Annotated in this window: 18 protein-coding genes and 1 tRNA gene; 12 read left to right on the top strand and 7 right to left on the bottom strand. The window is 72.3% G+C overall.

Features of this window, described 5'->3' with window-relative positions; translation table 11 throughout:
• Positions 1-295: 295 nt before the first annotated feature.
• On the top strand, positions 296-1,075 hold the full coding sequence (locus tag ABZW03_RS00950; RefSeq protein WP_355250110.1) for a tyrosine-protein phosphatase: 780 nt from the start codon (positions 296-298) through the stop codon (positions 1,073-1,075).
• Between the two features lie 73 nt (positions 1,076-1,148).
• On the opposite strand, the gene ABZW03_RS00945 is transcribed toward ABZW03_RS00950, so the two are convergent.
• The 7 genes from ABZW03_RS00945 to ABZW03_RS00915 all read right to left on the bottom strand — a co-directional run bounded on the left by ABZW03_RS00945 (position 1,149) and on the right by ABZW03_RS00915 (position 6,071).
• A complete protein-coding gene (locus ABZW03_RS00945; protein WP_355250107.1) occupies positions 1,149-2,054 on the bottom strand; it encodes an RNA polymerase sigma factor SigF in 906 nt (301 codons plus the stop codon).
• Between the two features lie 145 nt (positions 2,055-2,199).
• On the bottom strand, positions 2,200-2,982 hold the full coding sequence (locus ABZW03_RS00940; protein WP_355250166.1) for an RNA polymerase sigma factor SigF: 783 nt from the start codon (positions 2,980-2,982) through the stop codon (positions 2,200-2,202).
• A gap of 378 nt (positions 2,983-3,360) precedes the next feature.
• A complete protein-coding gene (locus tag ABZW03_RS00935; protein WP_355250104.1) occupies positions 3,361-3,654 on the bottom strand; it encodes a Dabb family protein in 294 nt (97 codons plus the stop codon).
• A 94-nt stretch (positions 3,655-3,748) separates the two neighbouring features.
• Positions 3,749-3,913 carry a hypothetical protein gene (locus tag ABZW03_RS00930; protein ID WP_199823286.1) on the bottom strand — a complete coding sequence of 55 codons (165 nt, stop codon included), beginning with the start codon at positions 3,911-3,913 and terminating at the stop codon, positions 3,749-3,751.
• A gap of 494 nt (positions 3,914-4,407) precedes the next feature.
• A tRNA-OTHER gene (locus tag ABZW03_RS00925) sits at positions 4,408-4,490 on the bottom strand.
• Between the two features lie 116 nt (positions 4,491-4,606).
• A complete protein-coding gene (locus tag ABZW03_RS00920) occupies positions 4,607-5,305 on the bottom strand; it encodes a histone deacetylase (RefSeq protein WP_355250101.1) in 699 nt (232 codons plus the stop codon).
• A 1-nt stretch (position 5,306) separates the two neighbouring features.
• The gene (locus ABZW03_RS00915) at positions 5,307-6,071 is read right to left on the bottom strand and encodes a GntR family transcriptional regulator (RefSeq protein ID WP_355250098.1); all 765 of its coding nucleotides are present in this window, start codon (positions 6,069-6,071) and stop codon (positions 5,307-5,309) included.
• Between the two features lie 869 nt (positions 6,072-6,940).
• Between ABZW03_RS00915 and ABZW03_RS00910 the strand changes: the two genes are divergently transcribed.
• From ABZW03_RS00910 to ABZW03_RS00860, 11 genes are all read left to right on the top strand, one after another.
• Positions 6,941-7,210, top strand: a complete 270-nt coding sequence (locus ABZW03_RS00910) for a hypothetical protein (protein ID WP_355250095.1) — start codon at positions 6,941-6,943, stop codon at positions 7,208-7,210.
• A 94-nt stretch (positions 7,211-7,304) separates the two neighbouring features.
• On the top strand, positions 7,305-8,291 hold the full coding sequence (locus tag ABZW03_RS00905) for a DUF2637 domain-containing protein (protein ID WP_355250093.1): 987 nt from the start codon (positions 7,305-7,307) through the stop codon (positions 8,289-8,291).
• Positions 8,288-8,644, top strand: coding sequence for a hypothetical protein (locus ABZW03_RS00900; RefSeq protein WP_355250091.1), 357 nt, complete (start codon positions 8,288-8,290; stop codon positions 8,642-8,644). The genes ABZW03_RS00905 and ABZW03_RS00900 overlap by 4 nt, the downstream gene beginning before the upstream one ends.
• Positions 8,645-8,660: 16 nt before the next feature.
• Complete coding sequence (locus ABZW03_RS00895; RefSeq protein WP_355250089.1) at positions 8,661-8,801, top strand: hypothetical protein; 141 nt, start codon at positions 8,661-8,663, stop codon at positions 8,799-8,801.
• 48 nt (positions 8,802-8,849) lie between these two features.
• Entirely contained in the window at positions 8,850-9,236 is a 387-nt protein-coding gene (locus ABZW03_RS00890; protein WP_355250086.1) for an RNase adapter RapZ, read from the top strand.
• 10 nt (positions 9,237-9,246) lie between these two features.
• On the top strand, positions 9,247-9,696 hold the full coding sequence (locus ABZW03_RS00885; protein WP_355250083.1) for a hypothetical protein: 450 nt from the start codon (positions 9,247-9,249) through the stop codon (positions 9,694-9,696).
• A 93-nt stretch (positions 9,697-9,789) separates the two neighbouring features.
• Positions 9,790-10,320 carry a plasmid transfer protein TraA gene (gene traA / locus ABZW03_RS00880; protein ID WP_355250080.1) on the top strand — a complete coding sequence of 177 codons (531 nt, stop codon included), beginning with the start codon at positions 9,790-9,792 and terminating at the stop codon, positions 10,318-10,320.
• 14 nt (positions 10,321-10,334) lie between these two features.
• Positions 10,335-12,398 (top strand): plasmid transfer protein TraB, encoded by a 2,064-nt coding sequence (traB, locus tag ABZW03_RS00875; protein ID WP_355250077.1) that lies wholly within the window; start codon positions 10,335-10,337, stop codon positions 12,396-12,398.
• 151 nt (positions 12,399-12,549) lie between these two features.
• The gene (locus tag ABZW03_RS00870) at positions 12,550-12,762 is read left to right on the top strand and encodes a hypothetical protein (RefSeq protein ID WP_355250074.1); all 213 of its coding nucleotides are present in this window, start codon (positions 12,550-12,552) and stop codon (positions 12,760-12,762) included.
• Positions 12,759-13,046, top strand: a complete 288-nt coding sequence (locus ABZW03_RS00865) for a hypothetical protein (protein WP_355250071.1) — start codon at positions 12,759-12,761, stop codon at positions 13,044-13,046. Before ABZW03_RS00870 ends, ABZW03_RS00865 begins: the two co-directional genes overlap by 4 nt.
• 15 nt (positions 13,047-13,061) lie before the next feature.
• Positions 13,062-13,259, top strand: a complete 198-nt coding sequence (locus ABZW03_RS00860; RefSeq protein WP_355250069.1) for a hypothetical protein — start codon at positions 13,062-13,064, stop codon at positions 13,257-13,259.
• Positions 13,260-13,261: the final 2 nt, after the last annotated feature.

The following is a 13,261-nucleotide window of genomic DNA, read 5'->3' as shown; positions in this document are numbered from 1 at the left end:
GAATTGGAAATGAAAAGCCGGACGCTGAGCGCTACAAGCGGTTACCGACGGTGTGGCCCGGCCGGTCGGGCGGGACACCTACACTGTCGTCGATGCGCATGACACTCTTGCACATCCCACCGCCCCGTCGGGCAGGTTCATGCAATATCGGGCACGGCTGTGCCATGTGACAGTCCGAATATGCAATGGAGGCGCTCGCGTGGTCGATCGGCATACCGGACCGGAGGGATTCCGGAGTGTGCGGAATGCGTCACCGGAGCCCGACGGAACGCCGCTCGTCGGCCGCAGCCTCGGTTTGCGCGGTGCACTGAATGCCCGGGATCTGGGCGGGTACCGGGCGGCCGACGGGCGGCTCCTCCGGCGCGGGGTGGCGCTGCGCAGCGACGGACTGAACCACGTCACCGCCGAGGACCTCGGCCCGCTCGCCGCGCTCGGCCTGCGCAGCGTGGTGGACCTGCGGAGCATGGACGAGGTCCGCGGAGCCGGCCTGGACCGCCTGCCGGGCGGCGTGACCCTCCACCATCTCCCGCTGCTGGCAGCGGACTTCGACATCTTCCTGCTGGTCCGCGACGCGCTGGCCGACCACAGCCCGCAGCGCCAGCGGGCGCTGCTCGGCGACGGCCGGGCGGCCGCCCTGATGACCGGCCTCTACCGCTGGTTCGTCACGGACCGGGTGGCGCGCGAGCGCTTCGCCGCCCTGCTGCGCCTGCTGGCCGCCCCGGAGGGCCCGCCGCTGCTGTTCCACTGCTCCGCGGGCAAGGACCGCACCGGCTGGGCCGCCGCCCTCCTGCTGACCGCCCTCGGGGTGGACCGCGGCACCGTCCGGGCCGACTACCTGCTCACCAACGAGCGCTCCGCCCCGGTGGTGCGGCGGGCGCTGGACGACTTCGGCGCCCGCGGGCTGATGCGCGAGCCCGAACTGCTCCTGCCGGTCTTCCGGGCCGACGACGGCTACCTGGACGCGGCCTTCGCCGAGGTCGAGGCCGGCTGGGGCGGCTTCGACGCGTTCTGGCGGGACGGGCTCGGGCTGGACGACGAGGTGCTGGCCGGGCTGCGCGCCAACCTGCTGGACTAGCCGCAGGCTGGCCGTGGGCCGGTTGCGGACGAGCCGGGGGCCGGGCGGAGCGGCCCGGCTCCCGGCGGCCGGCTCAGCCCTCGTTGATCAGCCCCTCGCGCAGCTGGGTGAGCGTCCGGGTGAGCAACCGGGAGACGTGCATCTGGGAGATCCCGATCTCCTCGCCGATCTGCGACTGGGTGAGGTTGCCGAAGAACCGCAGCATGATGATCCGGCGCTCGCGCGGCGGCAGCTTGGCCAGCAGCGGCTTGAGCGACTCCCGGTACTCGACGCCCTCCAGCGCGAGGTCCTCGTAGCCGAGCCGGTCGGCCAGCGGCCCGTCGCTGTCCTCCTCGCCGGTGCTGGAGTCGAGCGAGCTGGCGGTGTACGCGTTGCCGACCGCGAGGCCCTCAACCACGTCCTCCTCGCTGACGCCCAGGCAGGCCGCCAGCTCGGCGACGGTGGGGGAGCGGTCCAGCCGCTGGGAGAGCTCGTCGCCGGCCTTGGTCAGCGCCAGCCGCAGCTCCTGCAGCCGCCGGGGCACCCGGACCGACCAGCTGGTGTCCCGGAAGAAGCGCTTGATCTCGCCCACCACGGTGGGCATCGCGAAGGTGGGGAACTCCACCCCGCGCTCCGGGTCGAACCGGTCGATCGCTTTGATCAGGCCGATGGTGCCGACCTGGACGATGTCCTCCATCGGCTCGTTGCGGCTGCGGAAGCGCGCCGAGGCGTACCGGACCAGCGGCAGGTTGAGCTCGATCAGGGTGTCGCGGACGTAGGTGTGCTCGGCGCTGCCCGGGTCCAGCGCGGCCAGCCGCAGGAACAGCGAGCGGGAGAGCGTCCGGGTGTCCAGGCCGGCGCCGGGCGGCGTCCCCGGTGCCGCGTCGGGGCCGGGCGGCTGGACCGCTTCGAGCCGCTGCCGCGGGACCAGGTCCTCGGCGACGGCCGTGACATCGGCCTGTCCAGCGTGGATCTCCGCAGTGGCCAGCTCTCCGGACATGCACCCACCCCCTTGTGACTGTCAGCTGAACGGGGGCCGTCGCGCGGAGGTTCCCGGCGAGGGCCTTCCCCCTCCATACCGGAACACGGTCCACGGCAAACCCGAACGTCGCAAGATGTCACGCCGGGGTAACTCGCTGCGATTCTCATTCTTCCCAGGAATTGCCGGTCCGAAGCCTCGTCAGGATCCGGGAGAGCAGCCGGGACACGTGCATCTGGGACATCCCCAGCTCGGTGCTGATCTGGGACTGGGTCAGGTTGGCGAAGAACCGCAGCATCACGATCCGCCGCTCCCGCTCGGGGAGCTGGACCAGCAGGTGGCGGACCATGTCCCGGTGCTCGACCTCGGCCAGCGCGGAGTCCTCGTAGCCGAGCCGGTCGAGCAGCGCGAGCCCGCCCTCGTGCTCCTGCGCCGCCTCCAGGGACGCCGCGTTGTAGGCCCGCCCGGCGTCCAGGCAGGCCCGCACGTCCTCCTCGGGGATCCGCAGGCTGGCGGCGATCTCGGGCACCTTGGGCGCCCGCCCGTGCAGCACCGTCAGCTCCTCCATGGCGCCGCTGACCTGCACCCACAGCTCCTGGAGCCGGCGCGGGACGTGCATGGTGCGGACGTTGTCCCGGAAGTAGCGCTTGATCTCGCCCAGGATGGTCGGCAGCGCGTAGGTGGGGAACTGGACGCCGCGGCCGGGGTCGAAGCGGTCGATCGCGTTGATCAGGCCGATGGTGCCGACCTGGACGACGTCCTCCATCGGCTCGCTGCGGCTGCGGAAGCGGGTGGCCGCGTAGCGGACCAGCGGGATGTTCACCTCGATCAGGGCGGCCCGGACCCGCTCCCGCTCGGGGGCGTCCGGGGGCAGTTCGGCGAGCCGTTCGAACAGCACCCGGGTCAGCGTCCGGACGTCCACGGCGGGGCGGCCGCCGGGGCCGCGCAGCCGGTCCGGGCGGAGCTCGCCGGCCGGGCTGGTGATCGCAGCCAGCACCTCGTCCACGGACACCTCACCCCTCCCAAAGTCGTCAACGGCGGGCCCAGCGGATCGGGTGTCGCGGTTGGTTCACTACCTCGCCATGTCCGGCAAAACCGGTCATAGCATCACAAGGTGGGCACACATCGGGCAAGCACCCGACGGAGGTGTGTTGGTGGGGTGTTCAACCTTTCCCGGGCCGGCCGGCGAGGCGCCGCAAGGGTCGTTCCGGGACGTAGCAAGGCGCCCCGCCCGGAGGTCGGACGGGGCGCCGCGGGCCGTCCGGGCGAAGGGCCCCGGAGGGGGCGCGGACGGGCTGGGTGGGACGGGTCGGGGCCGGACGGGTGCTCAGACCTCGACGTCGGCGATCACCCAGGTGGCGAACTCGCGCCAGAGACCGGCCGCGGCCTGGTGGTCCGGGTGGGTCAGGTAGGCCTGGAGGGCGTCGCGGTCCTCGACCAGGCTGTTGATCGCATAGTCGTACGCGATGTCGCGCTCGGTGGTGTTCCAGCCGCACTCCCACTCGCGCAGCTCGGGGATCACCGCGCCGAGCGCCTCGAAGGCCTTGGCGCCGGCGAGCACGCGCTCTTCGTCCTTGCTGACGCCTTCGTTGAGCTTGAACAGGACCAGGTGCCGGATCACGATTGCCGCTCCTCGCGGACGGGGACAGAGGGTCCCGCTCACCGTAGCCGGTGCGCGGGGGCCCGTCGCCACGCGAGGGGGCGGGGGCCGTCCGTCACTTGATCAGACCGGTCATGAAGGTGCCGACCGCCTTGGCCGCGTTCGAGATCCCCTCGAACCCGAGCTGGACCAGCTCGGCGGACCGGGAGGGCGAGGTGATGATCGAGTAGAGCACGAAGACGAGCAGGAGGACCATGCCGATCTTCTTCGCCTGCGCCATCGGGTGACCTTCCTCCGAGCCGTGGGCCGCCGTCATCCGGTCCCCGAGCGGCCTGCAGGGGCAGCTTATCCACCCGGACGGGCTATCAAGTGTGCGACGCGTTCGGCCGGCGGGACGAAGGTCCCCGCGAGTGGGGCCTTTCTCCGGGTGCCCGGTCGCGGGCCGGACGGCAGGATGGATGACGTACCGAGGATCTGGCAGGAATCCCGGTACGTGGATCCGGAGCTCCCCGCTGTGGGACCGGTCGCCGCGGCTTCCCCCCGAAGCGGTGCCGGTTGTGGGACTCCGACGGGGGAGCGGTCAGTCCCCCCGAGCCGCTCCCCCCTCCAGGCTCCGTACGGACCGGGCACCGGTGGTCATCGGCCCGGGGTACGGAGCCGTTTTTCGTGCCCGGGTCGACTCGCCGTCGGTGCCGGTCGTCGGTGCCGGGAGTTCGCGGCGGGACAAACGCCGAGGGCCCGTCCGGATCGGACGGGCCCTCGGGCTTCGAGCGGTAGCGGTGGGATTCGAACCCACGGTGGAGTTGCCCCCACACACGCTTTCGAGGTCTGTGCGGCCGCGTCCGGCAAGGTTCGCCGGAGTTCCAGCCCCTGGTGGGAGGGGTGTCGTAGGGGTGCGGTGAACCCCAGCGAACGGGGGTGAATGAGACCAGAACTGAGACCAGAGACCCGGACGCTACCTGGGCGTTTGCGCCTACGACCCCGGCTCGCCGTTCGGGGGCTCGGCGCTCAACGCATCCATGATTGCTTCCGTGGTCCAAGCGCCGGCCACGCCGGGCCGGGCCACCAGGTACGCGGCCGCCTCCTCTGTGGACCAGCCGTGCGCCTCGCGCAGCCCGGACGCGAAGTTTCGGAGGTAGGCGGCAGACGGACGGGTCACCTTGGCGTCCGCGCGCCGCCACGGGGCGGTGAACGTCAGGACGGGGTAGCCGTCGATCTGCCCAGGACACACCAGCGTCTCGTAGCGGCCGGGCCCGAGGCGGACGCTGCCCAGCTTCAGAGCCGGTGCGAGGTCGAGGTCTCGCCCGGGTGACTCGTGCATCTCCTGGGCCGCGATGTCGGAGAACTGCTCGGGAGTGATCAGGTAGGCCCGGGCCGGCATCTCCCCGTCGTCCGTCTGGTCGTAGAAGCCCATGCCGCCGGTCCAGACCTTCGACTCCAGGGAGAAGTAGAGCTGTCCGGGCAGCAGCACGGGCAGCGCTGCACGGGGCGGCCGCTGGTCGCGGCACCCAGGGTAGGTCCGCGCACCGCCCGGCGGGCGGCCGCCCGCGATGTAGTACATCAGCCGGTCGAGGTGCATGTTCGAGCCGTAGGCGGCGTACCAGACGAGTTCTGGACGTGACTCGCGGCCGGTCAGGGGGTCTGGACGTCGTGCAGCACTCAGAGTCGTCATGTCACTCCGTTGAGACGTCGTAGCGGATGACGTGCCTGTCACCGGGGAGCGTCGTGATCATCACCCGGAGGGGCTTTCCGTCCTTGTCGTAGCCGGTGCGGCGGTGGACCGCGACCGGCGTGGCTGCGGGAAGAACGAGCCGCTCGCTCTCCTCTCGGGTGGGCATCCGGACCGTGATCTCATCGCTGTACCGCACCTGGATCAGACCGGCGCTGGCCAGGACGCCTCCGGGGGCCGACACATCCTCGGGGAGCATCAGCGGCGTGTTCCGGACCAGCTCTTCCGGGAAGTACGAGTCGGCGAGGGCATACGGCTCGTGATCCACGTAGCGGATTCGCTCGCGGACGACCGTCAGCGCCGTGGTCGGGTCGAGCTGTAGCTGTAGCGCCACGTCCTCCGGGGGCCGCCTGATTGACACCCGGATTTCCTGGCGCGGCTCGTGGCCGTTGGCAGCTATCTGGCTGGCCCACTGGTCGCCGGCGGTGTGGTTCGCCTCATGGACCGACCGAGACTCCATGGTGGTCCAGTTCCAGACGGCCGGCTCGTAGCGCTCCCGCACGAAGCTGCCGCGTCCCTGGGCGGACACCAGGAGGCCTTCGTCAGTCAGGCGGCCGAGCGCGAGTCGCACCGTGTTCCGGCTGACGTCGTAGGCCGTGGTCAGTTCCTCCTCAGACGGAAGTTTTTGGCCGGGCGCCAACTGCCCCTGCTCGATCTGAAGCCGCAGGTCATCGGCGATGGCGTGGTAGCGCGGGACCTGTTTGGCCATGTCTGGTCTCCCTGACTTGGAGGACTTGTTCCAACAAGGTACCCCGAAGCGCTTGACGAAGCGAGCGTCGATGCCCCAAGCTCATGCCATCAGCTTGTTGGAACAAGTCAGCCAACAAGACCAGGTGAGATTGCATGCCTGGTAGGGCCTTCTTTGGGCTGCTCTGAGCTGCGTAAACGCGCCCGGAGGGCGGTGTGACAGCCGTCCGAAGGAAGCGCCGTTCCTTGAGAACTGAAGAGTGATCGTGCGGGACCGACGCGAGGGCGGCGGTCGCGGTAGGCGCCTAGGTGGCGAACCGCCGTGATGAACGAAGCCCTCCCCCTACGCAGTGGCATGCCACCCCTTCCGGGGGTGTGGGGAAGCACAGCGGAGTCCCAAGCACGTGGCGGGATGAGACAGACCGCCCCCGTGGTGACCGGGTGATGTCGCCGGCGGCAGCGAGCCACGCAGCACCCCGATTCCGGGGTGTGCCGCCCCGCTCGTGCTGAGCAGAGAGGAAGCACCGGACCAGGCCCGAGAGACCTGACGCCCGTAGGACGGGCAACCCCCAATCACCGGCCCCCACCAGGGCTTCGACCCGAGGAGGGCGCGCCCATGGGCATGCGCCTGAGCTGTATCCGGCCCCGCCGCTGACCAGCGGGCGGGGCTCACCGCTTCCGGTCGCGTTACCAGCGATCACGGTCCCCGGCGCGCACCGACCGTTCTCACGGTCCCGGGTGCGCGTCGGGTTCCGCGGCTGCTCGTGAACGACGAGAAGCCGGGCCCGCGAAGTCGGGCCGCCGCGCACCCGGCCAAGGATCGCGCGGCGGCCCCGGGCCCACCCCCACCAGAGAAGAGGTAGACCCGTGAGGTCGATTGTTGCAGGCCAGATGGCCTTGAACGAGGACGAGTTCGCCGAGCTGGCGCTCGGCCTCGTCAACGACTCGGAGTTCACCCGGCTGTTCACCGGCGTGCCCGGTGAGAGCCCGGTCGAGCGCGCGGCCCGGATGGACGCGGCGGACGACGTCCTGGCGGACCTGCACCGGGAGGACCCGGTGCTCGCCGCCTACGCCGAACGCCTGCTGAGCATGGCGCCGGTGCCGCTGCGGCGCCCGGCCGTGATCCGCCGCACCGCCGGCGTCGAGCGGGTGGCCGCGTGACGACGGACCCCGCGCTCGTCGTGCTCACGTCCGCTCACTCCGTGCTCAAGACGCGCTCGCCGCTCACCGGGCGGTGGTCGCGGTGAAGCTGCGGATGAGCCCGGACCAGATCCGGTCCGCCGAGAAGGCGCTGGCCGTGGGCACGTGGACGATCACGCTCGGCGCGGTCCTCTACAGCGTGCTCACGGTGACCCCGCTGATGTCCCACCACAGCCCGAAGGGCTGGGAATGGACGGCCCCGATCCTGCCGTTGGTCGTGGACGCGGCGGTGGTGATCGTGGTCCGCATGGACAGCACGCTCGCCCGACTCGACGGCGACGGCGGCCGGTGGCCGGTCGTGCTGCGCTGGATGACCGGGCTGATGACGGTACTGCTCAACGTGGGTCAGAGCGCGTTGGATCACGACAAGGTCGGCGTCGCGGTCCACTCGGTGGCGCCGCTGCTGCTGATCGTCACGGCGGAGACCTCGCTGGCCTACCGGCGGGCGATCGCCGCCGCGCTGGCCGCTCGTGAGACCCGTGAGCGCGATGAGCGGGCCGAGCGCGAGCGCCGCGCCGAGCAGCGCCGCCAGCAGGAACGCGAGGAGCGGTTGGCCGAGTTCGACCGGGCCGACCGGGCCGACCGTGAGCGCCGTGAGCACGACGAGCGGATGGCCGCCCAGCAGCGTGAGCACGAGCTGCGGATGGCCATCGACGCCCGCCAGGAACAGCGGCGCCTGGAGGAGATCGACCGGGCCGAGCGGCAGCGCCGTGAGCGCGAGGCGAGCGAGCGTGAGCGCCGTGAGCGCGAGCGTGAGCAGAGCGCCGAGCAGGACGCCGAACGGCTGCGGCAGGAACTCCTGGCCGCGCCCGCGACGACCGAGCGACTGCCCGAGGACGACGCCCGGCTGACCGTCCAGACCGCCGTGGCGCTCGGCATCCCGCAGCGCCGGGCGGCCGAGCTGACCGGCTGGTCGACCGGTTGGGTCGCCGCCCGCTACCGGGAGTTCGGCACGGTCGGCACGGAGCGTCCCGCCCTGCACGCCGTCCCGACCGACACCGAAGAGACCACCGCGCCGCACGCCGAGGAGCAGGCATCGTGACCACCACCACCGACACCCTCCCCACCGCCGTCGACCAGATCCGCGCGGCCGGCGTGCTGCTGGCCCTGCTGCACGCCAACTCGGCCCTGCCCACCGCGACCATTCAGCTCCAGTACCTGCGGATGCCCGACACCCACGACTTCCTGTGGGGGCTGGAAGTCGCCCTGCACGACGGCCTCGACCACTTCGAGCAGTGGCGCCAGGCCCTCGGCATCGACCCGGCCGCCGTCAGCCACGACACCGCCATGCGCGGCACGCTCGCCTGGCTCACCGCCACCACCCCCCACGGCGGCATCCCGCTGAAGCTGACCGGCTTCTACCACCAGCCCGAACCCACCTCCACCGTGGCCTGAAGCCCAAGGAGCGCCCGTGAACAGCTGCTACTTCTGCGGCGAGAGCAAGCCGGACGTGGAGGTCTGCGCGGACCCGTTCGCGTGGGACGTCAACAACGAGAAGTGGATCATCCCGATCTGCGCGGACTGCTACGGGCTGAGCTGCGACGAGATCTAGCCCGCCCCCTGACCTGCTCCGCTGATCCTCAGCAAGGAGACCCCTGTCATGTCCGTGACCGAGATCCGGGTGGTCAGCTTCGGCTACCTGCACGGCGCCCCGCCCGAGGCGCACCTGACTCTCGACCTGCGCAGGCACTTCCGCGACCCGCACGTCGACCCGGCCCTGCGCCAGCTGACCGCGCACGACCTGCCGGTGCGCCGGGCCGTGCTCGCCACCCCGGGCATCCGGGAGTTGATCGCCGGTGCCGCGCTGCTGGCGGACTCGTTCGACACCGGGCCGTCCGAGGCGCCGCTGACCATCGCGGTCGGCTGCGCGGGCGGCCGGCACCGGGCCGCCACCGTCGCCATGACCCTCGCCAAGCGACTGTCCAAGACCGGCACCCGCGTCTGCCTCACCCACCGCGACCTGGCCAAGCCGGTCGTCGAGCGCTGAAGGAGCCCCCATGACCAGCATCCGCGCGGCCAGGTTCGCCGCCGCCTACGCCCTGCTCCGTGCCGCCGGTGACGTGGCGGACCACTGGATCCAGACCGACCACCAGGCCACCACCAAGGGCCACCACGACCACACCGACGGGCAGTCCAGTGCGGCCGGCCGTCGCGCCTGCGCCGCGCACGTCGCCTCCTACACCGCCGCGCAGGCCGCCGCCCTGCTCGGCGGCGCCCGGCTGCTCGGTGTCCGTCTGCGGCCCGGGCCGGTGGCCGCCGCCCTCGCCCTCTCGGCCGTGACGCACTACGTCGCCGACCGGCGCGAGCCCCTGCGCCGGCTGGCGGACGCGACCGGCAAGGGCGTGTTCGTGCGGCTGGCCGATCACGGCATGAACGGCGGCTACCTGCTCGACCAGTCGTGGCACCACGCCTTCGAGGCCCTCGCGGCCCTGATCGCCTCCGTCTGACCGGCGCTGACGGTTGCCTGTCCTCGCCCGGCCCTTCGCGGGTCGGGAGGGGGCGGGGAGTCGGGACAGCCCCGGCCCACCAGGAGGCCTGCGATGACCGTGAACGCCACGCCGGGCAACGGCGCGAGCAGCACCAACAGCACCCGCAACGGCTTCGGCTCCGGGGCGACGTTCGCCCCCGGGATCAGCATCAACGTCAACAAGAACACCACCACCGGCGGCGGGGGCGGTGCCCCGAGGTTCGGTGCCGCCGCGAACCCCGGCACCGGCGTGGACCGCAGCAGCGCCCTGGCCCTGCCGGAGCCCGCGTTCTACTCCACCGGCGACGTCCGCTCCTACTGCGAGGCCCTGCGCGCGTTCGGCGCCTACGCCGCCGTCGAGGTGGAGGTGGCCGCCGAGATCCTCAAGGCCGCGCTGGAGCAGGCCCCGGGCGCCCCGGGTGACCACGTGTTCCAGAAGAAGATGCGGGCCCGCTCCGTCGCCAAGAAGCTCTCCAAGGCCGCCGACGCGCTGACCGACGCCGCGAAGGACGCCGCCGCCGCGTGGGCCGCCTTCCAGCGCGAGTACGCCGACGTCATGGCCCCCCGCCCGGCCCAGCAGCAGCACCGTCCGTTCCAGTTCTGAAAGGGGGCACCACCGTGCCGAAGAAGGACACCGACCCGGAGGTGCAGCACCGGGAGAACCTGGAGGGCGCCAGCACCGGCAAGGGCGTCGCCGCGTGGCTGGCCCACCGGGCCAAGCCCTACACCCCGCCGTGGATCCTGGCCGGCGCGACCGGCGTCGCCGGGACCATGGCGTGGATGCCCGCCCACGACTCCACCGGCTACGCGGTCGGCCTGACCCTCGGCTCGGTCGGTCTCACCGCGGCGACCGCGTGGGCGGGCAAGACCACCTCGCCGCAGCGCCGCCTGCACTCGGCCGTGACGGTGGCCGCCGCGTCCGGCTGGTTCACCACGACCGCGCTCGGCGGGTGGAACGGCTTCACCTTCGGCACGTTCTGGCTCGGCGGCAGCATCCTCGCCCTGTCCTGGAACGTGCGGCAGATACTGCGCCGCAACCCCGACGCCGTCCAGGCCGCCACCGACAACGCGGACGCGTCGCTGCTGGAGAAGGTGAAGCTCGCCGGGGCGAAGATCCGCAAGAGCGAGGTCGAGCCGAACCGCGTCACCTCCGAACTGGTCCTGCCCGCCGGGGAGATGACCAACGACGACGTCACCCGGGCGCTGCCGAACATCGCCTCCGCCCTCGACGTCGCCCCCACCGCCGTGCGCTACCTGCCCGACCCCGACTCCGCCCGCCGGGGCGAGCTGGTCGTGGTGCCCCGGGACATGCTCGCCGAGGTGGTCGAGTGGGAGATGCCGACCAACATCGGCGGCTCCATCGCCGAGCCGCTGGTCATCGGCCGCTACGACGACGGCTCCCCGCTCCTGCTGTGGCTGCCCGGCGACCCGGAGACCGGCCGCAACGGCACCCACCTGCTGATCTGCGGCATGACCGGCTCCGGCAAGGGCGACGGCGCGCTCAACGTCCTCACCGAGATCATGGGACGGCGCGACGTCATCGTCTGGCTGTCCGACCCCAAGAGCTTCCAGGACTTCGGCCCGCTGCGGCCCGGCCTGGACTGGGCCGTGGAGGGCGGGGCCGAGACCGAGACCATGGTCAGCGCCTTCCAGGCCGTCATCCCCGCCCGCACCCGCTGGCTCGGCGCCCACGGCTACCGCCAGTGGGTGCCGGCCGCCGCCGAGCAGCAGACCGACCCCGGGCACTCGTGCCAGAAGGGCCGCGCCTGCAACTGCCCCGGAATGCCGTTCCTGGTCGGCTGGTTCGAGGAGGCCGCCGCCACCATCCGGTTCATGGGCGACGAGGGCTTCACCGAGATCGCCCAACTCGCCCGCGCCGCCGGCGCCGCCCTGGTCATCTCCCTCCAGCGGCCCAGCCACGACCAGATCAGCACCAGCACCCGGGCCTCCCTGCCGTCCGCGCTCGTGTTCGGCCTGGACGCCCGGGACGAGGGCATGGCCCTGCCCGTCCCGGTCCTGGACGCCGGCGCCCACCCGGGCGCCTGGGCCAACAGGCGGCCCGGCTACTGCTACCTCGTCACCCCCGGCGTCAACGAACAGCGCTACAGCTCGCCCGGGCGGACCTTCCGCTTCACCGGCCAGGCCGCCCGCGTCATGGAACAGCTCGCCGCGTGGGCCGTGCGCAACGGCGCCAAGGTCGACCCCGTCACCGCGAAGGCCGCCGCCGGCGTCGCCGGCAAGGCCTACACCGACCGCCACCACCAGGACGCCACCGACCAGGACGGGGACAGCGTGTACGCGGACGGCAACGGCAACGGCAGCGGCGACGAGGACGGCGGTGTCGAGCGGCGGTTGGACCCGGAGGACGAGGGCCTGGACCCGCAGGCCGAACTGCCCCCGGTCCCCGACGCGCTGGCCGGCCTCACGTTCGGCGCCGAGTCGAACGTCCCGACCTTCACCGCCGAGGAGGCCCGGGCCGCGATGGACGCCATCGTCGCCGACTTCGAGCAGAACGGGACGATGGTGATCGGCCCCAAGGACGTCATGGAGCACGCCGAGAAGTTCGGCCGCACCCGGCAGTGGGTGAGCGGGGAGTTCCGCCGCCTCATCGAGGACGGCCGCCTGGTGCCCACCGCGAAGGGCGGCCGCTACCGGATCGTCCCCACCCCGGCCCTGGTCTGACAGTCCCTGACATCTGACAGCTCCTGACACCCATTCTCCTAGGCAGACGCGGGTGTCAGGGGCGCCTGACAGCGGCCCTGACACCCGCTGACACCCGCCCCTGACACCCCGCGTACCGCCCCCAGCACCCGCCCGGAAGGGAGGCTCTGCCATGCCCCCGAACACCATCCGCCCGCTCGCCGCGACCCACCTGCGCGAGGCCCTCCAGGCCGCCGCCGACCGCGAGCCCGCCACCGCCCTCGCCGCCCTCATGCACATCGACCCCGACTCCTGGCAGGCCATCGAACACCGCCTCGCCGCCCTCGGCACCGACCTGCTCGACGTCCTCGCCCACACCGCCGGCACGGGAGGAACCCCCCGATGAGCACCACCACCGACCTGATCGCCGCCGCCGTCCTCATCGGCCCCGGCGTGCTCCTCAGCCTCCCGATCGTGGCCTCCCAGCGCGGCGCCACCGCCGACAGCGCCACCGTCCACCGCGCCCTCGCCGCCTCCGCCGCCGAACGCGCCGCCCGCACCACCGACACCGGCGACGCGGCCCCGCCCGACGGCGGCGAGGGCGCCCCCGCCCCGGCCACCGCCGCCCCGGCGGCCCGGCTCGCCGCCGTCCACCAGCTCCCCAGCGCGCGCGTCATCCGCGCCGCCTGACCGGAAGGCCTGCCCGTGCACGACGACCGAGACCCGGACGACTTCTTCCTCGCTGAATGGGACGAGGACCGCTCCAACTACGCCCGCTGGGAAGAGGAGGAGAGGGCCGCCGAGGCCGCCGCCGACGCTACCCCGTGGCAGGACATGGACACCGACGACGAGGCGGACGACGACCCGGACGACTGGGACGACGACCAGCCCACCTTCTACTGACG

The organism is Kitasatospora sp. NPDC004799, assembly GCF_040609095.1.
In the GTDB taxonomy this organism is placed as follows: domain Bacteria; phylum Actinomycetota; class Actinomycetes; order Streptomycetales; family Streptomycetaceae; genus Kitasatospora.
This window is presented reverse-complemented; position numbering and strand designations above follow the sequence as displayed.